Below are 20843 nucleotides of genomic sequence, written 5' to 3' on the forward strand. Positions count from 1 at the left end.
GTACCCATCAGAACGAACGGTCCGTCACTCTCAATCCCACTTGCGTGGCATCGGCTTTTTGCATATCGTACATCGCATTGCCCTTAGTGTACGAATCTGCAGACGACAACCGCAGTTCGTGAAAACCGGAGAGAGCCATGAGCAGCGACGCCACACTCGTAGACACCGTGAATGCCAGCCAATCCCGTCAGGTGTTTTGGGATGAAGATGTTTACGCTCTTGAAATAGAGAGGATTTTTTCACGCGCTTGGCTGATGCTCGGTCACGAATCGCTTGTGCCCAAGCCGGGCGATTTCATCACCACCTATATGGCCGAAGACAAGGTCATCCTCTCGCACCAAAGCGACGGGACATTCCGCGCCTTCATCAACTCCTGCAGCCATCGCGGCAACCAGATCTGCCACGCCGACAGCGGAAATGCCAAGGCGTTCGTCTGCAATTACCATGGCTGGGTGTTCGGCCAGGATGGATCGCTGGTCGATGTCCCGCTCGAGTCGCGCTGCTATCATAACAGCCTCGACAAGCAGAAATTGGCGGCGAAGTCCGTTCGGGTTGAAACCTACAAGGGTTTCATTTTCGGTTGCCACGATCCCGAAGCGCCCAGCCTGGAGGACTATCTGGGTGAGTTCCGCTATTACCTCGATACCATCTGGGAGGGTGCCGGCGGCGGAATGGAATTGCTTGGCCCCCCGATGAAGAGCCTGCTCCAGTGCAACTGGAAGGTACCGGCCGAGAATTTCATCGGCGATGGTTATCACGTCGGCTGGACCCATGCCGCCGCGCTCAGCCAGATCGGCGGCGAGTTGGCTGGCCTGGCGGGCAATCGCGCCGACATTCCCTTCGACGATCTCGGCCTGCAGTTCACGACCCGGCACGGTCACGGCTTCGGGGTGATCGACAATGCCGCGGCCGGACTCCACATCAAGCGGGAGGGCTGGACCAAATTTCTCGAGGACACGAGGGGTGAGGTGCGCCGCAAGTTCGGCCCGGAGCGCGAACGGCTCTATCTGGGGCACTGGAACTGCTCGATCTTCCCAAACTGCTCGTTCCTCTACGGGACCAACACCTTCAAGATCTGGCATCCACGCGGACCGCATGAAATCGAGGTGTGGACCTATACCATAGTTCCGCGCGATGCCGATCCAGCTACCAAGAGCATGATCCAGCGCGAAGCGATCCGCACCTTCGGCACCGCCGGGACGCTGGAAAGCGACGATGGCGAAAACATGTCTTCGGCAACCTACATCAACCGAGGCGTGATCACGCGCAATGGCAGAATGAACTCCACGATGGGGGTCGGCTACGAAGGGCCGCATCCAGTCTATCCAGGCATCGTCGGGATCAGCTTCATCGGCGAAACCTCTTACCGGGGCTTTTACCGGTTCTGGAAGGAAATGATCGATGCACCCGATTGGGCTAGCGTGAAAGCAAATGACGACACTTGGGATTCGGTTTTCCCGAACCGCAATTTCTGGAACGAGAAGCTTAACGCGGCCGAATGAGCGCCCCAAGCGGTGGTTCGAAAATCATAGAATAAGGAGAGAATATGTCGTCTGAACAAGTTCCGGTGACGCCGGACGTTCACTATGATATCGAAGCGCACTATCGCGCTGAGGTCAGAATGTTTCAAACCGGGCAGTACCGGGAATGGCTCCAGGGAATGGTCGCCGAAGACATCCATTACTGGATGCCAATCTATGAACAACGGCTCACCAGGGACCGGCGCCCCGACCCGACGCCTGACGATGCGGCAATCTACAACGACGATTTCGGAGAGCTCAAGCAGCGCGTCGAGCGGCTTTATTCAGGCCAGGTATGGATGGAGGATCCGCCGTCTAAGATACGGTACTTCGTTTCGAATGTTGAAGCATTCGAGGCCGGTAACGGCGAATTGGACGTTCTGTCGAACATCCTTGTGTACCGCAACCGCCGCCAGACGGAAGTGACGGTGCATACGTTGGGGCGCGAGGACAAGCTGCGTCGGGATGGTAACGGCTTCAAGGTCTTCCGGCGTAAGCTCATCCTCGATGCGAGAGTCACGCAAGACAAGAACCTGTATTTCTTTTGCTAATAACGCGCGATTGCCAAAAACCCGGGAGAATATGCATGGAAGCCTACGCCGCGATCATTGAACGCCAAGGCGGAGAATTCGTCCTCGATAACGTATCGATCGAAGACCCCCGCGATGGTGAGGTGCTCGTCAAGGTTGCGGCGGCGGGCATATGCCACACCGACCTGACCGTCCGCGACCAGTATTACCCGACCCCGCTGCCGGCCGTGCTCGGCCATGAAGGTTCCGGCGTCGTCGAAAAGGTCGGCCGTGGGGTTTCCACTGTCAAGCCGGGCGATAAGGTGGTTCTGTCGTTCAGCTATTGCGGCACCTGTCCGGCTTGCCTCAAGGGGCATCAGGCCTATTGCCCCAGCCTTTTCCCGCTCAATTTCATGGGCCGCCGGCTCGACGGATCGACCCCGATCACCCGCAACGGCGAGGACGTGAACGCCTGCTTCTTCGGTCAGTCCTCATTCGCGACCTATTCGATTGCGAGCGAGAACAATTGCGTCAAGGTTGCTGACGATGCCGAGATCGAATTGCTCGGCCCGCTGGGCTGCGGTATCCAGACAGGCGCGGGCGCAATCCTCAATTCGCTGCGGCCGGCTCCAGGTGCCTCGATTGCGATCTTCGGCGTCGGCTCGGTCGGTCTCAGCGCAGTGATGGCCGCCAAGTCATCGGGCTGTCTCAAGATCATTGCGGTCGATCGCAACCCGGCTCGGCTCGAAGTCGCGCGCGAACTTGGTGCAACCGATGTGATCGACGCGTCGACCACCAATGCCCAGGAAGCGATTGTCGCGATGACCGGCGGCGGTACCGATTTTGCGATGGACACGACCGCGATCCCGCAGGTGCTGCGTTCAGCGGTCGAAAGCACCCACAACATGGGGGAAACCGCAGTCGTGGGCGGCGCCAAGCTGGGCACCGAATTTTCGCTTGATATGAACAACATCCTGTTCGGTCGCAAGCTGCGCGGGGTAGTGGAAGGCTCCAGCACGCCGCAGGTGTTCATCCCGCAGCTGATCGCGATGCAGAAGGCCGGCCTGTTCCCATTCGAGAAGCTCTGCTCGTTCTACGATTTCGATCAGATCAACCAGGCTGTCGAAGACACCGAAAAAACTGGCAGCGCGATCAAGGCCATCCTCCGGATGTAAGGACCGTGTTCGCCAGCCGCCTTGCCGCCCGTGTGGCGGCAAGGCGCGGCATGCCCGGGGACATGTTTGGCAAGAGCGGCACATTCCCCGGGGAAACTAGCAGCAAATGAAAACCGTCTACACGTTCGGCCCCGGCATTGCCCATGATGACTCGCGCGCCCGCGACAAGGCGGTAGTGGGCGGCAAAGGCGCCAATCTCGGCGAGATGGCGCGGATCGGGTTGCCTGTCCCACCCGGCTTCACCATCACAACCGAAGAATGCCTTCATTTCCTGCGCGATCGCCACAGCCAGTCCGCGCGCCTCGATGGCGAAGTCAGGTCGGCGCTGACCCATATCGAGCGCACGGTGGGCAAGAGGTTCGGCGATCGGCACGATCCCTTGCTGGTATCGGTTCGTTCCGGCGCCCGGGTCTCGATGCCGGGCATGATGGACACGATCCTCAACCTGGGCCTCAACGACCAAACGGTGCGTGGCTTGGCTGCTTCGTCTGGCGACGAGCGGTTTGCCTGGGACAGCTATCGCCGCTTCGTCCAGATGTACGCAAGCGTTGTGCTCGGGATCGATCACGCGCGGTTCGAGGACGCGCTGGAAAAGGCCAAGGAAGATCGCGGCGTCTCGCAGGACGTGGACCTGAGCGCCACCGATCTTCGTGACTTGATCGGCGAGTTCTTCGGCATCGTCGAGGCCGAACGCGGCGCTCCCTTTCCGCAGGACGTCGACGAGCAGCTTGCTTCCGCAATCGCTGCTGTATTCGAATCCTGGGAATCCGATCGCGCCAAGGTCTATCGCCGCCTCAACGGCATCCCTGGCGAATGGGGAACGGCGGTCAACGTCCAGGCGATGGTATTCGGCAATCTCGGCGAAACCAGCGCGACGGGCGTCGCCTTCACCCGCAATCCGGCAACCGGGGACAAGGCCTATTACGGAGAATGGCTGGTCAACGCCCAGGGCGAGGATGTGGTCGCCGGGATCCGGACGCCGCAATATCTGACGCTCGCAGCCCGCACGGCCGCCGGCGCCAAGCTGCCGTCGATGGAAGAGGCGCTGCCCGCGGTCTTCACGGAGCTCGCCCGCCTGTTCGAGCTGCTCGAGCTGCACTATCAGGACATGCAGGACATCGAATTCACGGTCGAGCGCGGCAAGCTCTATATCCTGCAGACCCGCTCCGGAAAGCGCACGGCCAAAGCCGCGCTGAAGATCGCCGTCGATATGGTCGAGGAAGGCCTGATCGCCGAGGAAGCGGCGATCAGGCGGATCGATCCGGCCTCGCTCGATCAGCTTCTGCATCCCACGCTCGATCCCGACGCGCCACGGACCCTGCTGGGATCGGGGCTTCCGGCTTCGCCGGGGGCTGCATCGGGCGCGGTCGTGTTCGACGCCGATACGGCTGCGGTGCGCGCCGAACTGGGGGAAAACGTCATCCTGGTCCGGCAGGAAACTTCGCCGGACGACATCCATGGCATGCATGTCGCTCGCGGAATTCTGACTGCCAAGGGCGGCATGACCAGCCATGCGGCGGTCGTCGCGCGGGGCATGGGGCGCCCTTGCGTCTCGGGGGCGTCCAGCCTGTCGATCGATTACCAGGCGCGATCAGCGGAGATTGGTGGCGTGCACATCGCCGAAGGTGACCTGATCACTATCGATGGCAGCACCGGCGAGATTTTCCAGGGCGCCCTGCCAACCGTGATGCCTGAGCTTGACCGCGAATTTGCGACGGTGATGGCCTGGGCCGATCGGCATCGCCGCATGAATGTGCGCACCAATGCCGAAACCCCGGCCGATTGCGAAGTCGCCCGCCAGTTCGGAGCGGAAGGCATCGGTCTGTGCCGCACCGAACACATGTTTTTCGACGGCGAACGCATCAACTTCATGCGCCAGATGATCCTGGCCGCGAATGTGGCTGAGCGGCTCGTCGCGCTCGATCGGTTGTTGCCCGAACAGCGTAGCGATTTCGCCCGGATTTTCGAGATCATGCAGGGGCTTCCCGTCACGGTGCGGCTGCTCGATCCCCCACTCCATGAGTTTCTTCCCCATTCCGAATCGGAATTCACCGAGCTGTCCGCCGCCGTCGGCATCGGCGTGGATCAGCTCAGACGCCGGGCCGAGGAATTAGCCGAGTCCAATCCGATGCTCGGCCACCGCGGCTGCCGCCTGGGCGTGGTCTATCCGGAAATCTACGAGATGCAGGCCCGCGCAATCTTCGAAGCGGCCTGCGCGGTGAGCCGGGAGACCGGCCAACCGGTCGTGCCGGAAATCATGATCCCCCTCGTCGGCACGGCCCGCGAACTCGACATGCTCAAGCGGATTGTGATCGGGGTGTCGGAAGCGGTCTTCGCGGAGCAGGGATTGACGGTTGAATTCACCGTCGGGACCATGATCGAATTGCCCCGCGCCGCGCTGGTGGCGGACGAGATCGCCAAGGTTGGCGAGTTCTTCTCGTTCGGCACCAACGATCTTACCCAGACCACGCTGGGCATCAGCCGGGACGATGCCGGACGGTTTCTTGGCAGCTACATAGACAAGGGCATCTTTGCCACCGACCCATTCGTCAGCATCGATGTAGAAGGGGTCGGCAAGCTGATTGCGATGGCCGCCCGTCTGGGCCGCGAGGCCCGCCCCGACATCAAGCTGGGGATCTGCGGCGAACACGGCGGCGATCCGGCCTCGATCGCGTTCTGCGACAGGGTCGGCCTCGATTATGTCAGCGCTTCCCCGTTCCGAGTTCCCATAGCGCGCCTCGCCGCTGCCCAATCGGCACTGGCCGCTACCTAGCGCGGAACCCGGCCAAGAGCTTAACAAGTCAAAGGGTGGAGGAGAAGAACCATGGACTATGATCGCAAGGACGCCAAGAAATGGGCCACCGAGACAGTCCGGGGGTTTTACCAGTGTCCGATCACCCCGATGACCGCGGACCACAAGTTCGACATCGACGGGATCCGCTACAACATCGACAAATATGTCGAAATGGGCCTTGATGGCCTGGTTGTCGGCGGCTTCATTGCCGAATGCTGGAACGTCACTCCGTCCGAATGGATGCGCTATCACGAGATCGTCGCCGAGGCCAACGCCGGGCGGCTCGATCTTTGGACGATCATCCTCGACCCGTCGGTCCACCTCGCGCTCGAAAAGATGCAGTTCGTCGAGGAGCTGGGTTTCAACGGCGCCGAGGTCATCAATCCCGTCGTCCAGCTTCGCACCGACGACGAGATTTTCGCCTGGTTCAAGTATCTGACCGATCGCAGCAACATGGCGGTCTGCCTCTACCGCACGCCGGTTTCGGGCACGGTGCTGAGCTGGAACCTGATGCGCCGCCTGGCCGATCTCGAGACCGTGATCGGGGTCAAGCAGGGTGCGCTCAATCGCGCCGAGACGATCAAGATCCGCAGCCTGATGCCCGAAGGCTTCAACACCATGGAGCCGTTTGAGTATTTCTTCCTCGAAGACCTCCGGCTGGGCGGGACGGTGTGCTGGGGCGAACTGTCGTTCATGCTCTATGGCAAGAAGCGCCACCTCGCGCGCGACTACATCAACCTCGCCCACCAGGGCAAATGGGAAGAGGCCCGCACCAAGTGGGAAGGCCTGCACGACGTCCGCGAATATTACCATGACCAGTTTGTCTGGGATATCGCGCGCACCGCGACCTATGCTTCGGCGCTGGCGAACATCAAGGCGTGGTATGAGGCGATCGGCCTCAAGGCCGGCCCGATCCTGCCGCCGGTCGCGGACGTGACCCCGCAGAAGAAGGAAGAGATCAGGGCCAAGCTCATCGAGCTCGGCATCGCCTGATCGGACGCGGGACATCGGCAATGACCAGGCAACTGCACTTCTGCATCCACGGCGCAGGCGGACTTGGTTCCGTTATCGGCGGCTTCCTGGCCCGCGGCGGACACAAGGTAACGCTGATTGCGCGCAAACCCCATGTCGAGGCCATCCGCCAGGGTGGTCTGCAAATCGAAGGGGTGCGGGCGCAGTTCGTGCAGCGCGCCAACCTGTTCGCGGTCGAGACCCCGGCCGAGGTCGAGGGCGCGATCGACTATTACATCCTGCTGACCAAGGCGAAGGGCACCGATCAGGCGCTGGCCGATGCGGCGGTGCTGGTTGACCGGACAGCCTGCGCCCTCACCTTGCAGAACGGGGTTGGCAAGGAAGGCCGGCTGCAGGCCGCGTTCGGCAAGGACGAGGTGATTGGCGGGTCGATCATGGACGGCGCAACCCTGCTCGAACCCGGCCGGGCGCTCAACCACATGGCCGTCCCGGTAACCGCCTATTTCGGCGAACTAGGAGGCGGAGAAAGCGATCGCACCCGGACCATGGCCGAGGCGCTGGACTCAGCCGGGATGGGGTCCCGCTCGACTGCCGACATCACCCATGTCCATTGGGAAAAACTGGTCCAGGTCGGAAGTGCTTCATCGTGGAGCGCCAGCACCCTGGGCGGCATCAAAGAGCTCGATTTCATCGACGGTGTGGCGGTACGCGAAGGCGCGGCCCAGTATATCCTGATCGTCAAGGACCTGCTGGCGATCTACAAGGCGCTGGGGTACGAACCGCAAAATTTCTTCGCGCCCGTCTCACGGCTCGTCGAGATCAACGGAGAAAGCTTCGCGCTCGCCGGGGTGATGGCCATGGTCGGCCGGTTCAAGCCGGAGAATCGCCCGGTCCGGACCTCGATGCACGATGACCTGGTGGCAGGACGGCGCATGGAGGTTGACGAAATACTGGGACCGCTCGCCGAGGCCGCCGAACGCCTCGGCGTCGATGCACCGACATTCCTGGGGGCTTACCGGATCCTCAAGACCCTGAACACCTACCTTTGACCTTTCGGCACGGGAAACCCTTTTGAACCGCTATACCATAGCCAATATTCCCGGCGACGGCACCGGCCGCGAGGTTCTGCCCGCCGGGGTGCAGGTCTTGTCGGCGGTAGCGCAGCGATGTGGCTTTGCGCTCGAGTTTCGCGACTTCGACTGGAGCTGCGAAACCTATCTCGCCACCGGGAAAATGATGCCCGATGACGGGCTCACCCGGCTTGCCGATCATGACGCAATCTTCCTTGGCGCGGTCGGTTACCCGGGGGTGCCCGATCACGTCTCGCTGTGGGGCCTGCTGCTGCCGATCCGGCGCGAATTCGATCAATATGTCAATCTCCGGCCGGTGCGGTTGCTGCCCGGCATTCGCTCGCCGCTGCGCGAAAAGAGCACCGGCGATATCGACTTCTGGGTGGTGCGGGAAAATTCGGAAGGCGAATATTCCCAGATCGGCGGCCGCACCGGCACCGGCGAGGATGAAATCGTCATCCAGCAGGCAGTATTCACCCGCCGCGGCACCGACCGGATCCTGCGTTACGCCTTCGATTTCGCGCGCAAGCTTGGCCGGCCGCATGTCACCTCGGCCACCAAGTCGAACGGGCTCTACCATTCGATGCCGTTCTGGGACGAGCGTTTCGCGGCGATCGGCGCGGAATATCCCGGGATCGCCACCGACCAGTACCATATCGACATTCTGGCCGCCCGCTTCGTGATGTCACCCGAACGGTTCGACGTGGTGGTCGGATCCAATCTGTTCGGCGACATCCTGTCCGATCTCGGTCCCGGCGTAACCGGGACGATAGCGGTCGCGCCGTCGGCCAATCTCAATCCGTCGCGGCGCTATCCGTCGATGTTCGAACCGGTGCACGGATCGGCTCCGGACATTGCCGGCCAGGGCATTGCCAATCCGATCGGACAGATCTGGTCGGGGGCGATGATGCTCGACCATCTGGGAGAAGCGGAAGCCGCAGCGATGGTGCTGGCCGCGATCGAAGCGGTCCTGCGCGATCCGCAAGCAGTCCTGACCCCCGATCTGGGCGGCAACGGCAGTACAGCGGTCCTGACCCGCCAAATATTGGAAAAGCTGCAGGGAAGGTGATCCCCGGCAGTCTTCGCGAGCCTGAAGGAACGAAACGCATGAGCCTGCAACGTCAGCTTCACCTCGGCGCGTTCATGCGGCCGGTCAGCATCCATACCGGCGCCTGGCGCTACCCCGGGGCAATCCCGGATGCGAATTTCAACTTCGCCGCGATCCGGCAATTCGCGCGCAAGCTGGAAGCAGGCAAGTTCGACGCCTTTTTCATGGCTGATCATCTCGGGGTCCTGAACATGCCGGTCGAGGCGCTGCGGCGCAGCCACACCGTCACCTCGTTCGAACCCTTCACCCTGCTGTCGGCGCTGGCTGGCGCCACCGAACGGATCGGGCTGGTCGCCACTGCCTCCACCACCTTCGACGAACCCTTTCACGTCGCGCGCCGCTTTGCCTCGCTCGATCACCTCAGCGGCGGGCGGGCCGGCTGGAACGTCGTCACCACGTCCAACCCCGAGAGCGCCAAGAATTTCGGGTTCGAGGTGCAGCCCGATCATTCCGGCCGCTACGGGCGCGCCCGCGAATTCTACGACGTCGTGACTGGCCTGTGGGACAGCTTCGCGGAAGACGCCTTCGTCTGCGATGCGGAAAGCGGCATCTATTTCAATCCCGCGCGGATGCACGTCCTCGATCACAGAGGGCTGCATTTCTCGGTCCTCGGGCCGCTCAACATCGCCCGCCCCCCGCAGGGCTGGCCGGTCATCTTCCAGGCGGGGGCCTCGGACCCTGGACGCCAGCTTGCCGCCGAAACCGCCGAAGTCGTCTTTGCCGCTGGATCGAATCTTGCCGCCGCCAAGAGCTTTTATTCTGATGTGAAAGGGCGGATGATCCCGATCGGACGCAATCCCGATCATCTCAAGATCCTGCCCGCCGCGCTCGTCGTTGTCGGTGACACGGTCGAGCAGGCCAAGGCCAAGCGCGCTCACCTGGACAGCCTGGTTCACTATGAAAGCGGGATTCACTCGCTGTGCGGCATGCTCGATCATGATGTTTCGGGGTTCGACCCCGATGGCCCCCTCCCCGAAATACCCGATACCAACGCCAGCAAGACCTCTCGTGAAATGCTGGTCACGCAAGCCCGACAGTACAACCTCACCATCCGCCAGCTCGCCGCGAAAGCCGGCAGCTATGCCGGGCTCGCCTTCGTCGGCACTCCGGCTTCGATCGCCGACGAGATGGAGCAATGGCTGGAGGAGCGCGGTTCGGACGGGTTCGTCGTGATGTTCCCCTATCTGCCGGAGGGGCTCGACGATTTCGTCGATCGGGTCGTGCCCGAATTGCAGCGCCGGGGCATTTTCCGCAAGGACTACCAAGGCACGACCCTGCGCGATCATTTCGGGTTGCCGCGCCCCGGCAATCGATTCTTTTGACGCGGCGAACCGAAAGCCGCAGACCAGACCGCTAACGACACGGAGGGAACAACCATGGCCGCCTATTTCATCGCTTCCGTCACCTCGCACGACGATGGCTGGGTTGCGGACTACCAAGCCAATGTTCCGCCGATGGTTGCGCGGTTCGGCGGCGAACTGATCTGCCGCTCCAACCAGTTCGAACGCTTCGAAGGCGAAGGCGCGGCGCCGCACTATACGGTGATCATCCGCTTCCCTGCGATGGCGGATGTCCAAGCGTTCATGGCCTGCCCCGACTATGCGCCGTTCAAGGTTGCACGGATCGCCGGCGCAACGTCCGACATTTTCGCGGTCGCCGACTGACCGGCGCAGCCTTTGGAGATCGAACCATGCAAAGCCTGCGCATCTTCTTCATCGCCAGCGGAATCTGGTACCTGTGCAATCTGGTCCTGCTCTGGCCGCCGGTCTATGCAGGGGCCCTGTCCCTGATCTATCCGGGAATCGATCTGGGCCAGGGCCAGCCGGTGTTCGATCTGCTGCTCGATGCCTGGCTGATCGTCGGGATACAGCTGGCCGCGATCGGTATCGTCGCCCTGTGGGGCGCGCGGCAGCCGTGGAAATACATCGCGCTGGTCCCGGTGATCGTGCTAACCGAAGCGGTCGGCGCGGCATGGGACATCTACAGCCTGTTGTGCAGCGGCGAGGCGGAATGGGTCGTCTTCACAACGCTGGCGGCTCATGCTGTGATCGTACTCGGAGCCTGGTACACCTGGACTGCGGCGCACCGGGAAAAGGCGCAACAAGGCGCAGTGACCTCATAGATTGAAAAACGGCCAAGGCGAAGAACGGACGCGGAACGTTATGGAGTTCGCGCGGCGTCTTTGACGGCGAAGTTGTTGACGATGCGACTGATGGTGGCGCGATGGACGCGGAAGAGGCGGGCGATATCGGCTGTCGATCTGCCAGCGGTGAGCATGGTGATGACCTCGGTCTGTTGGTGGGGCGAGAGCTTGGGTTGTCGGCCGCCACTGCGCCCCTGGGCACGCGCCGAGCGCAGGCCAGCCTGCGTTCGTTCGCGCACCATGGCGCGCTCGAACTCGGCGAACGAGCCCAGCATTTGCATCATCATGCGACCGGATGCCGTTGTGCTGTCGATATTTTCGGTCAGCGAGCGGAATCCGGCGCCGGCCTTTTCGACGCGGTCGAGGATAAGCAGCAGATCTTTCAGCGACCGCGACAGCCGGTCAAGTTTCCAGGCTGCGAGAACATCACCGGGCTCGAGACGGTCGAGCAGTCGGTGGAGTTCCGGTCGATCCCAGCGGCCGCCCGAGGCATGTTCTTCGTAGAACCGGGTGCAGCCCGCGGCTTCGAGTGCTTCGATCTGCGGGGCGGTATCCTGGTCTTCGGCCTTGGACACGCGAGCATAGCCGAGCAGCTTGGGTGATGCTGCATTTATCTGTTGCTTTTGCATGTCGTTTGGCAACAGCTTTGTGCGACGAATAGCGCGTTGTTTTTGCTGGACCGGTCTGGATGCTGCGCAAACGACCGTTTGCGCGCGTTCGTTCCTCATGACTGGCATCCGCGATGTCGCGGCTTCAGCCCCGTGCTTCTTTCGGCCAGCCAGTCGATGGCGCCCGGGATGGCACGCCAGGCGGCGCCGTTTTCCTCGACATAAGCGGTCGCCTCATCCTCTCCGCCCATACTGATGTAGCCGTCGCGAGAAGGAACGAGGCGTTTGAGGCCGGCCAACATGGCAGGCACATGCGAGTTGCTCTCCCAGGCTTCCCGGACAATCGCCGGACCGCGCGGGTCCTGTTCGCGATAGGCTATCAGCGCCAGCGTGTAGGCCCAGGCGGCACTTCCATCTCCTTCATACTGGCGCAGTAGCACCTTCAGCCCAGCGAGATCGTCGCGCTGGAGCAAGGCGCTTGCCAGCAGGTAGCGGATGCCCTGATTGTCATTGGGATTGAGGATCAGCATCGCGCGATAATGGTCGATCGCCGCCTGCTGCTCGCCCGTGCGCCATAATGTCATCGCCAGTCCTGCTCGCGCCCGCATATAGGGTCTGGTCTGCAGGAACCCCCAGAAGTGGCCAGACAGTTCTTCGAATTCATTGCCGAGCGCGCGCTCGCCTGCCTCCACGCCTTGACGGTAAAGGGCTAGTGCGTCCGGTTGGGATCGCGCGTCTTCCTCCGCAAGCAGGACATAGGCGTCCGCGCATAGCGGAGAGATGTCGAGTGCGGCCCTGGCGAGAGCGACACGCGCGGCACCGCTCGCTTCCCACGCATCGTACATCATTTCCTGCGCATCATCGACGGCGCCGTTCGTATCGGCCTCCACGCGGCCGAACAGCCCGGCCATGAAACCTTCCATGGCACGGCGGTCGGGGAACACTTCGGAAGCTCGCTTGGCCGGGGTCGATATGGGCCTGTTCCGTGTCTTCCTGGTCTTTGGACGCCGGGGAGGTGGAGATGCTTTTTTTCATCGCAGAGGCCTTTGCGAATTATGCTGTCAGCGGCAGATCGAAGTCGATGCGCCGATCCAGATTGGCCTCGAAACGGCCATAAGGATTGATATGGGCGTGGATGGCCGGCGTCAGACCGCGATGGTCTTCGGCGGTCATCCGCTTCATCCAGGCGGGCTCGGTCAGAACCCGCTGCAGCATCCGCGTGTTCACGTAGACCAGGCAGTTCTGTAACAGATGGAGCGCCAGCACCGCCAGTTCCTGATCCTCCAGGCGATTGGCGGCAATCTCACCGCCCTTGCCGAAGAAGATGAAGCTGTGCGCGCCGTTCCAGTTTTCGACGACGTTGAGCCCGGCATGGATGTCGCGGCGCAGATCCTCCGAACCGATATAGCCGCACAGGAAGATCGTCTTGATGACCTTGCCGAGTTCGGCAAGCGCCGCATAGGTCGGGTGCTGGACAGCCGCGCTGGCAAAGCGGCGCAGAATCGCCTCGGGGTCGGCGGTGCGGTGTTTGAGCGCCGCGGTATATTTGATCATCTCGTCATACTGCCGCTCGATCAGTGGCCAGTTGATCTCACGCGCCAGGATCGGCGTGAGATTGCCGAGCGTTTCGCGCATCGCGGTTTCCGGCACATAAAGCTTCTGGCGGGCGATCGCCTTCAGGCGCGGCGCCAGCTCGAACCCGAGCAGGTGGCAAAAGGCGAACCCCACCTCGCTCTGGCCATGACTGTCGACATAATGACGCTGGATCTCCTGGTCGGTGCAATGGCGCAGCACGCCTTCGATCATCGCGCTGACCTCGGAGGAAGAACAGCGTTTGAGCTGCGAGTAGATGCAGGTCGCCTGGCGCTCCATGTGCCAGTAGATCATGACGCCACGGCCGCGGTAGCGGACATGCCATTCCGCCATCAGATTCTGATCCCACGCACCGACCTTCGTGGAATCCGACGCGCATGCGGTCCCCGCCTCACCCCAGATGCGCTGGTCGCGCGTCGCGAGGATCGCGTTGGTTACCAACGCGGTTGCGCTGCGCAGCGCCTCCTTGTGGATGAAGCGACGCCGGACGTGCAATAGTTCGGCATAGCTCGCGGCCTCCGTTCCTGTGCTGACCCGCTTCAGGCCGGCATTGGTGCCGAGACCGTAGAGGCACAGGACAAGACGCCGGCGGAGTGTATCGGCATCGATAACGACCCGGTCGCCCGACGCCGTGAACTCATCGAGGAATCCGGTTTGCCGGGCGGTCTCCATCAGCACGTCGATCAGGTCCGTCATCGGCCAGCGCCGTTCGAGTTCTGTCTTGATAGCCTCCAGATTGAGCGCTGCCGGCAGCGGCTCGAACGGTGTGATCGAAATCCGGTTCTTGCCCTGCTGTCGAAGTCGCACCTTGGCATTGCGCGGCATCTTCCGGTTCAGCGCGCCGAGCGCTTCGGTCATCTGTGCACGAAGTCCGGCGACAAACGCCCCTGCGTGGGACTGTCAGGAATTTCGTGTGCGGCGAGGCATAATGGGCAACAAGGAGACCCAATATGTCACGACGGAAAGAACCCTCGATACCCAACGACATTCTCGATCAACTGCTGGCCGGCACTGACGCAGCAGCAGCGCTCAGCCAGGGCGGCCTGCTCGATACATTGAAGAAGGCATTTGCCGAACGGGCGCTCAATGCGGAGATGGATCACCATCTTGGCCAGGAGGAGCAAGGGACCTACAGCCGGAACGGCTATGGCCGCAAGACGGTGACGACCGACGGGGGACGGATCGAGATCGAGGTGCCGCGTGATCGGGCGGGCAGTTTCGATCCGCAGCTGATCGCAAAATATCAGCGCCGTTTCCCCGGTTTTGATGACAAGATCATCTCGATGTACGCGCGCGGCATGAGTACCCGTGAGATCACCGGGCATCTGCGCGAACTGTACGGCATCGAGGCCTCACCCGACCTGATCAGCACGATCACGGACGCTGTGCTGGAGGAGGTCACGGCCTGGCAACAACGCCCGCTGGACTCAGCCTATCCGCTGGTTTTCTTCGATGCAATCCGGGTCAAGATCCGCGACGAAGGCATGGTCCGCAACAAGGCGATCCATATTGCCCTGGGCGTCATGGCCGACGGCACCAAGGTGGTCCTTGGTTTGTGGCTGGAACAGAATGAAGGGGCCAAATTCTGGCTGCGCGTCATGAACGAACTGCGCAACCGCGGCGTCGAGGATATCACTGGCCGTCGTCGATGGCCTGAAGGGCTTCCCAGACGCCATCACCGCCGTCTTCCCCGAAGCGATGGTCCAAACCTGTATTGTCCATCTGCTGCGCAACTCGATGGATTTCGTGGCGTGGAAAGATCGCAAGGCGCTCGGAACGGCCTTGAAGGCCATCTATCGGGCCGTTGATGCTGCGACCGCCGAAGAAGCCCTGACAGCGTTCGAAGCCAGCTTCTGGGGACAGCGTTATCCCGCCATCGGCCAGAGCTGGCGCCGGGCATGGCCCGAGGTCATCCCATTTTTCGCCTTTCCCGACGAGGTCAGACGGATCGTCTATACGACAAATTCGATAGAGGCCCTCAATTCCAAGCTCCGCCGCGCTGTTCGTGCCCGGGGGCATTTCCCCAATGATGAGGCCGCCACCAAGCTCCTCTATCTGATCTTGAACCGATCGGAAAAAGAGTGGAAAATGCCGCCGCGTGAGTGGAACATGGCGAAGGCGCAATTTGCCGTGCTCTTCGGCGAACGTTTCATCAGGGCCATGACGGCCTGATGGTCAACCGCCTCGCCGCACACGAAATTCCTGACAGTCCCGTGCAAGGGCCTGCTGCGCACCGAGCACCTCGTTGCGGCCGGGCGCCAGGCGCTGACCAATCACCAATCGGGCTTCGGCCGCCCATATGTTGACCAGATGGAGGGGCACAGCCTTGCGACCGCGCTCATAAACGCCGCGCAAAGCCTTGCCGTCAATCGCCACCACGCCCTTCAACACTCCGGCAAAAGCCGCAGAAAACCGGGTAAAGGCCGCCTCGAACGGCTCCGGTGCCAGCAGACCATCAGCCGCGCATCGTCGAGCTGGTGATCGCCGCTCGCGACGCACGCAACGCGCCCTCCTGACGGGACGCGCTTGCGCGCGACAATGCCGTGCGGAGATCCGCACCGCGTATCGTTCACCGCTCGCGCTGCGCGCGATCGGCGCCAGGGGAACACCAAGGGCGCCGCCCTTTCGTTCCCGAACGACAATCGACCGCCCGTGTAATCCGCCAAGCGCGGCGCCCGTCGCGTCGCGCCGGCCGCGCTAGAGCGGATCGCCCGCGCCAGCGGTAGATTCTCGCTCCCCCTCCCCATCCCGTCCTCGCCGGACAGGCAGGGCCGTGAGGCCGAGCGGCCTTGCGGCCTGCCAGAAGGAGGATCAGCGATGTATAGCCCCGAACAACTCGACACCATCCGCCGCCTGAATGACGCAGCGCGTCAGAGCCCCGGCGTCACGTCGTGCGCCAACGTCACGCAGGGCTTTCTTGCCCTCCCCGATGCGGATTGCTTCAAGGCCGTATCGGCGATCGTCGGTTTTACCAAGTTTGACGGCGACAACGACCCCTATGGTGAGCATGATTTCGGCGCGGTCTATCGCCTAGCGAGCGGTGAATGGTCGCAAGAGCGGCCGAGCGATGGCACGGCCATTTCCGAGACGGTTTTCTGGAAGGTGGATTACTACGACAACACGCTGACCTATGGTAGCGAAGCACCGTGGGATGCGCAGCAGACCACGCGCGTTCTGACGGTCATGCTGGCGAGCGAGTATTAACGGCCCCGATCCGGCGATCCGCGCTCAACCAAGCGCGGATCACGGCGCGCATCCGCCTCGCTCACACATGATTTGTTGAGGAGTCGCCTTGGAAGGCGTAGGGTTAAGAGCAGAAAGGATGACGCGATGGCCCAGATCGATCTTGAGACGTTGCGCGAGCGCATCCGCCAGATGGATTTCCAGCGCGGCACCCCCGAGCAGATCGCCCTTTGGCGGGAGGACGTAGCGGAAGCGCGTGCCAATCTCGCCATGGAGGACATGACGCCGACCATCGACGAAGACGCGATGTTCGCGATGATGCTCGACGAGGGCGTTCCGCCTGCCGTCATGCCGTCGATTATCCTCAGTCTCTATCAGCCCGGAACACGCCAGATCGCCGCCTGACCTTGGCGAGCGATCCCTACACGTATCCCGGCACCGAGACGCTTCGGAATCGGCTCGGAATCACCGACGACAAGACGCTTACAGAGGCCGAACGGAGACTGACCCAGGCACGGGGCGCGGAGGCCGCGCGCCTGACCTTTCCAGCCACCGCCGATGGCTATCGGGCGCTCCATAAGCACCTGTTCCAAGACCTCTACGATTGGGCGGGCCAGGACCGCACCGTCAGCATCGCCAAAGGCGGATCGAGCTTTGCCGCCGTCCCCTATCTCGCGCGCGAACTGGACAAGCGGTTCGCGGAGGTAGGAGCGCAGGGCGGCTTCCGGGGGATTCCTCGCGACGAGTTTTTCGATCGGCTCGGCAACCATATCAACGAGATCAACGCTATTCATCCCTTCCGCGAAGGGAACGGGCGCACCATGCGCCACCATGCCGCCCAGCTCGCCCGCGAAGCCGGCCACCCGATCCGCATCGCCGCGATCGACAAGGACCGTTGGATGGAAGCGTCCCGCCACGGCTTTCTGACCGGCGATCATCGCGGCATGGCCGCGGTTCTCTCCGCAGCGGCGATCAAGCGCGACCTCGCGCCCGAGGCGCGCATCGGCCCCGCAGGGATCGCCATGCTCCCCAAGCGTGCCCCGCCCGAGGGGCAACGCTACCGGGTGACGCTGACCAAGGCGCGCGAGGAGCTGGAACGCTATCTGCCGGCCGCCCGCCAACAGGCTGCCGACCGGCTACGCGGGCTGATCAAGGAGGGTGCCCCCTCCCCCGCCATCGCTAACGCGCGCACCGAACTCGCCTATGTCCGTCACGCCAAGGGGCCGATCTACCAATCGCACCTTCTCACCTATCTCGGCGTCCGTCAGGTCGATGCAGTCATTTCGCCCCAGCAGACACCGTTGGAGCGGGTGCGCGAGATCGGTGCGGCGCTCGGCGTCCAGATCAACAACCAGCAGCCGGCGCAGATCCAGCGCGCCGTCCGGTCGCTGGAGCAGCCGATCCTTCCTCCCGGCCACTCGCCAGGGCAGGAGCGCCTTGCCGAGCTGTTCCTGAAGAACACGGCGGAGAAGAACCAAGCCGATCCTCGCCTCGCGCCCGCCCAGGCGATCGTCGACGCGGCGAGGAAAACCGCGCGCGATCGGGGCGAGAGCGCGCGCATGGTCGGAGCGATTGGGGGGGCGACGCGCCAGCTCGTCGCGGATCGGATCAAAGCGGGCGGATCGCTAGACGGCGAAATCGGGCCCGCGACCCCGGCGCCGCGCGATAAGGACCGGAGCCGCTGACGGCGTTGTAAGGACGGGTGAGTGGTTGACGCATGATTGCCTGCTGCGGCCGATAACGGAAGCCATCCGATGGCCCGAAGGTTCTGCCTGTATGGCCTAAACCGCGTCATATCGCTAAGAGGCTGTTTGGAAAATCGTTGACGGGGGTTGTCGTGAGGCTCTGCGTCTGATTCAGGCTCTGGATGTGGACCCATCAGAGCCGAGGGCGCATGGCCCAGATTGCCAAGAAGACGAAGCGCTATCCCAGTGATCTGACCGATGAGGAATGGGATCGCCTGGCGCCGCTGATGCCCAGACCGGGGCGGCGGGGCCGTCCACGCGAGGTGGATTTTCGCGAGGTAATCAACGCCGTGCGCTACCTTGTTCGATCGGGCTGTGGCTGGCGGATGCTGCCGATCCATTTCGGGGCATGGCAGACGGTTTATGGCTGGTTCCGGGAACTGGCTCGCAGGTTCCTGTTCCAGACAATCCACGACATCGAACTGATGCTAGATCGCGAGCGCCAAGGGCGGGAGGCCAGTCCGAGCGCAGCAGTGATCGACAGCCAGTCGATCAAGGCGCCATCGGCAGAAAAGCGTGGGTTCGACGCAGGCAAGAGGGTTGTCGGGCGCAAGCGACATATCGCCGTCGATACCGATGGACGGCTGCTGATGGTCAACCTGACCACTGCGGACATTTCGGACAGCGCGGGCGCCCAGACCATCCTCGATGGCATCCGCAAACGCTGGCCCTGGATCAAACATCTCTTCGCCGATGGCGCCTATGACCGCCTCAAACTCATGGACAAAGCAAGCTATCTGGATTTCGTCGTCGAGGTCATTCGACGCAGCGATCAGCAGCAGGGCTTCAAGGTTCTGCCCCGGCGTTGGGTCGTTGAGCGGACCTTTGGCTGGATGATCCGATGGCGCCGATTGGTCCGCGATTACGAGAAGCGCATTGACGTCTCGAAGGCCATGATCCTCGTCGCCATGGGCGGCAATCTCCTACGCCGAAACGCTCACCCCTGATTTTCCAAACAGATGGGGTGATTGGGGCTCCACGACGAGTCGGTGGAGTGGCTGCTCCTCGCAAATGGTAGAACGTGGTCCGTGTGATCGGCCACAACCATGAGGAGAAGCAACCATGAGCTATTATGCCGGGCTGGATGTGTCTTTGGAAGAGACAGCGATCTGTATTGTCGATGGTACGGGCACGATCGTCCGCGAACTACGCGCGGCCAGCGATCCGGAAAGCCTGATTTCGGCGTTCAACCTGGTAGATTTGCCGATGGAGCGGATAGGCCTCGAGGCCTGTTCGCAGTCGGCCTGGCTGCACCAGGGACTGACGCGGGCTGGTTTTCCGGCATTGTGCATCGAAACCCGCCAGGCGAAAGCCGCGATGGGAGCGATGCCGAACAAAACCGACCGCAATGATGCCCGGGGCCTGGCACAAATCATCCGTACCGGGTGGTATCGCCAGGTTCACGTCAAGAGCGTTCCATCGAGAATGGCGCGTTCATTGCTGGTGGCTCGCCGGACGGTGCTCTGCAAGTTGCGCGATATGGAGAACGCAGTGCGGGCAGTCTTGCGGGAAAGCGGGCTCAAGTTGGGATCACCGGGGCGCAAGCTGTTCTCGGCCAGGGTACGCGAGTTGGCTGATGCGGATCCGACGTTGACCGATATAACCGAGCCACTGCTGGCGATCATCGCGACCATGTACCGCGAACTCGAGCGGCTGACACGGCGCGCGTTGGAATCGGTTCGCGTCGAACCAATCTGCCGACAACTGATGACGGTACCCGGCGTTGGGCCGCTGACGGCACTGGCGTTCCGTGCAACCGTGGATCAACCCGAGCGCTTCCGGCGGTCACGCGACGTTGGCGCCCATCTCGGCCTAACTCCGAGGCGCTATCAGTCAGGCGAAACCGATGTGCAAGGACGCATCAGCCGATGCGGCGACGAGCTGGCCCGAACCCTGCTCTACGAGGCGGCACACACGCTGTTGACCCGCTGCAAGAAATGGTCGGCCCTCAAGGCGTGGGGCATGAACGTCGCAAAGCGGCGCGGTATGGCGAAAGCCCGCGTCGCGGTCGCCCGCAAGCTTGCCGTCATCATGCACCGTATGTGGACCGACCACAGCGAGTTCCGCTGGCGCAAACCGCTCACCGGACTGGCAGCATGAGGAGGCCTGAACCGAATCCCGCCTGACAAGGCGGGCCGTGTCGTTCCCATGGGGACGAAGGGCAAGACGATCTCGCTTAGAGTCCGGAACCTCAGCTTAGCTGAAGGTCGCGAAACAGATTGAGACGTCTCGCTCTCCATGACCCCATTATGCGGCGGCCTTGCGCCGACCGCGGAGAGAAGCGAGTGATCCATGGGAATGATCATAAAGTCGAGAAAGCAGCTTGACCCACTAGGCCCCAATCAGAGAAGACTCTGAGCCGATCCACAAAAGGAACCAACCGGTTTCCTTTTCGTTTGCGGACTTGAATTCAAATTATCAAG

General features: G+C 62.3%; 17 protein-coding genes and 3 pseudogenes. 16 read left to right on the forward strand and 4 right to left on the reverse strand.

All coding sequences use genetic code 11. From position 1 onward, the window contains the following. Positions 1 to 137 precede the first annotated feature (137 nt). From GGQ90_RS16335 to GGQ90_RS16380, 10 genes are all read left to right on the forward strand, one after another. Positions 138 to 1502, forward strand: a complete 1365-nt coding sequence (locus GGQ90_RS16335) for an aromatic ring-hydroxylating oxygenase subunit alpha (RefSeq protein WP_037508582.1) — start codon at positions 138 to 140, stop codon at positions 1500 to 1502. 44 nt (positions 1503 to 1546) lie between these two features. Then, positions 1547 to 2071 (forward strand): aromatic-ring-hydroxylating dioxygenase subunit beta, encoded by a 525-nt coding sequence (locus GGQ90_RS16340; protein WP_086494240.1) that lies wholly within the window; start codon positions 1547 to 1549, stop codon positions 2069 to 2071. Positions 2072 to 2106: 35 nt separating this feature from the next. After that, positions 2107 to 3204, forward strand: coding sequence for an NAD(P)-dependent alcohol dehydrogenase (locus GGQ90_RS16345; protein ID WP_037508586.1), 1098 nt, complete (start codon positions 2107 to 2109; stop codon positions 3202 to 3204). Positions 3205 to 3310: 106 nt separating this feature from the next. Beyond that, entirely contained in the window at positions 3311 to 5977 is a 2667-nt protein-coding gene (gene ppdK / locus GGQ90_RS16350; RefSeq protein WP_037508587.1) for a pyruvate, phosphate dikinase, read from the forward strand. Positions 5978 to 6028: 51 nt separating this feature from the next. After that, on the forward strand, positions 6029 to 6991 hold the full coding sequence (locus tag GGQ90_RS16355) for a dihydrodipicolinate synthase family protein (protein ID WP_037508588.1): 963 nt from the start codon (positions 6029 to 6031) through the stop codon (positions 6989 to 6991). A 20-nt stretch (positions 6992 to 7011) separates the two neighbouring features. Continuing rightward, a complete protein-coding gene (locus GGQ90_RS16360) occupies positions 7012 to 8019 on the forward strand; it encodes a ketopantoate reductase family protein (protein WP_037508591.1) in 1008 nt (335 codons plus the stop codon). 22 nt (positions 8020 to 8041) lie between these two features. Continuing rightward, complete coding sequence (locus tag GGQ90_RS16365; RefSeq protein WP_037508594.1) at positions 8042 to 9109, forward strand: tartrate dehydrogenase; 1068 nt, start codon at positions 8042 to 8044, stop codon at positions 9107 to 9109. Positions 9110 to 9147: 38 nt separating this feature from the next. Then, entirely contained in the window at positions 9148 to 10470 is a 1323-nt protein-coding gene (locus GGQ90_RS16370) for an LLM class flavin-dependent oxidoreductase (protein ID WP_170978351.1), read from the forward strand. 54 nt (positions 10471 to 10524) lie between these two features. Beyond that, the gene (locus GGQ90_RS16375; protein WP_013834075.1) at positions 10525 to 10812 is read left to right on the forward strand and encodes a DUF1330 domain-containing protein; all 288 of its coding nucleotides are present in this window, start codon (positions 10525 to 10527) and stop codon (positions 10810 to 10812) included. Positions 10813 to 10838: 26 nt separating this feature from the next. Then, on the forward strand, positions 10839 to 11270 hold the full coding sequence (locus GGQ90_RS16380; RefSeq protein WP_025551201.1) for a BphX family protein: 432 nt from the start codon (positions 10839 to 10841) through the stop codon (positions 11268 to 11270). A gap of 38 nt (positions 11271 to 11308) precedes the next feature. Here GGQ90_RS16380 and GGQ90_RS16385 read toward each other — a convergent pair whose 3' ends face one another. From GGQ90_RS16385 to GGQ90_RS16395, 3 genes and pseudogenes are all read right to left on the reverse strand, one after another. After that, the gene (locus tag GGQ90_RS16385; protein WP_240700498.1) at positions 11309 to 12019 is read right to left on the reverse strand and encodes a recombinase family protein; all 711 of its coding nucleotides are present in this window, start codon (positions 12017 to 12019) and stop codon (positions 11309 to 11311) included. Continuing rightward, the gene (locus GGQ90_RS16390; protein ID WP_052076588.1) at positions 12016 to 12822 is read right to left on the reverse strand and encodes a hypothetical protein; all 807 of its coding nucleotides are present in this window, start codon (positions 12820 to 12822) and stop codon (positions 12016 to 12018) included. Before GGQ90_RS16390 ends, GGQ90_RS16385 begins: the two co-directional genes overlap by 4 nt. 130 nt (positions 12823 to 12952) lie before the next feature. Next, a pseudogene (locus GGQ90_RS16395) lies at positions 12953 to 14374 on the reverse strand (transposase); the annotation flags it as partial. Positions 14375 to 14442: 68 nt separating this feature from the next. Here GGQ90_RS16395 and GGQ90_RS16400 point away from each other — a divergent pair. Next, positions 14443 to 15664 (forward strand): annotated as a pseudogene (locus GGQ90_RS16400) (IS256 family transposase). Between the two features lie 42 nt (positions 15665 to 15706). Here the strand turns inward: GGQ90_RS16400 and GGQ90_RS16405 are convergent. After that, a pseudogene (locus GGQ90_RS16405) lies at positions 15707 to 15940 on the reverse strand (ISAs1 family transposase); the annotation flags it as partial. 369 nt (positions 15941 to 16309) lie between these two features. On the opposite strand from GGQ90_RS16405, the gene GGQ90_RS16410 reads away from it, so the two are divergent. The 5 genes from GGQ90_RS16410 (at position 16310) to GGQ90_RS16430 (ending at position 20520) form a co-directional block, all read left to right on the forward strand. Further along, on the forward strand, positions 16310 to 16696 hold the full coding sequence (locus GGQ90_RS16410) for a DUF3768 domain-containing protein (protein WP_037508600.1): 387 nt from the start codon (positions 16310 to 16312) through the stop codon (positions 16694 to 16696). 126 nt (positions 16697 to 16822) lie between these two features. Continuing rightward, the gene (locus GGQ90_RS16415) at positions 16823 to 17080 is read left to right on the forward strand and encodes a hypothetical protein (protein WP_037508602.1); all 258 of its coding nucleotides are present in this window, start codon (positions 16823 to 16825) and stop codon (positions 17078 to 17080) included. A 2-nt stretch (positions 17081 to 17082) separates the two neighbouring features. After that, positions 17083 to 18360, forward strand: a complete 1278-nt coding sequence (locus GGQ90_RS16420) for a Fic/DOC family protein (RefSeq protein ID WP_037508604.1) — start codon at positions 17083 to 17085, stop codon at positions 18358 to 18360. Between the two features lie 182 nt (positions 18361 to 18542). Continuing rightward, complete coding sequence (locus GGQ90_RS16425; protein WP_080726996.1) at positions 18543 to 19367, forward strand: IS5 family transposase; 825 nt, start codon at positions 18543 to 18545, stop codon at positions 19365 to 19367. A gap of 115 nt (positions 19368 to 19482) precedes the next feature. Then, complete coding sequence (locus tag GGQ90_RS16430) at positions 19483 to 20520, forward strand: IS110 family RNA-guided transposase (RefSeq protein WP_037508608.1); 1038 nt, start codon at positions 19483 to 19485, stop codon at positions 20518 to 20520. Positions 20521 to 20843 lie beyond the last annotated feature (323 nt).

This window comes from Sphingobium scionense (assembly GCF_014197035.1).
In the GTDB taxonomy this organism is placed as follows: domain Bacteria; phylum Pseudomonadota; class Alphaproteobacteria; order Sphingomonadales; family Sphingomonadaceae; genus Sphingobium; species Sphingobium scionense.

Bases quoted from the DNA above. Each gene is read 5' to 3' on its own strand.
- GGQ90_RS16335 (WP_037508582.1), top strand. From the start codon at position 138: ATGAGCAGCGACGCCACACTCGTAGACACCGTGAATGCCAGCCAATCC.
- GGQ90_RS16340 (WP_086494240.1), top strand. From the start codon at position 1,547: ATGTCGTCTGAACAAGTTCCGGTGACGCCGGACGTTCACTATGATATC.
- GGQ90_RS16345 (WP_037508586.1), top strand. From the start codon at position 2,107: ATGGAAGCCTACGCCGCGATCATTGAACGCCAAGGCGGAGAATTCGTC.
- ppdK (WP_037508587.1), top strand. From the start codon at position 3,311: ATGAAAACCGTCTACACGTTCGGCCCCGGCATTGCCCATGATGACTCG.
- GGQ90_RS16355 (WP_037508588.1), top strand. From the start codon at position 6,029: ATGGACTATGATCGCAAGGACGCCAAGAAATGGGCCACCGAGACAGTC.
- GGQ90_RS16360 (WP_037508591.1), top strand. From the start codon at position 7,012: ATGACCAGGCAACTGCACTTCTGCATCCACGGCGCAGGCGGACTTGGT.
- GGQ90_RS16370 (WP_170978351.1), top strand. From the start codon at position 9,148: ATGAGCCTGCAACGTCAGCTTCACCTCGGCGCGTTCATGCGGCCGGTC.
- GGQ90_RS16375 (WP_013834075.1), top strand. From the start codon at position 10,525: ATGGCCGCCTATTTCATCGCTTCCGTCACCTCGCACGACGATGGCTGG.
- GGQ90_RS16380 (WP_025551201.1), top strand. From the start codon at position 10,839: ATGCAAAGCCTGCGCATCTTCTTCATCGCCAGCGGAATCTGGTACCTG.
- GGQ90_RS16385 (WP_240700498.1), bottom strand. From the start codon at position 12,019: ATGAGGAACGAACGCGCGCAAACGGTCGTTTGCGCAGCATCCAGACCG.
- GGQ90_RS16390 (WP_052076588.1), bottom strand. From the start codon at position 12,822: ATGGAAGGTTTCATGGCCGGGCTGTTCGGCCGCGTGGAGGCCGATACG.
- GGQ90_RS16410 (WP_037508600.1), top strand. From the start codon at position 16,310: ATGTATAGCCCCGAACAACTCGACACCATCCGCCGCCTGAATGACGCA.
- GGQ90_RS16415 (WP_037508602.1), top strand. From the start codon at position 16,823: ATGGCCCAGATCGATCTTGAGACGTTGCGCGAGCGCATCCGCCAGATG.
- GGQ90_RS16425 (WP_080726996.1), top strand. From the start codon at position 18,543: ATGTGGACCCATCAGAGCCGAGGGCGCATGGCCCAGATTGCCAAGAAG.
- GGQ90_RS16430 (WP_037508608.1), top strand. From the start codon at position 19,483: ATGAGCTATTATGCCGGGCTGGATGTGTCTTTGGAAGAGACAGCGATC.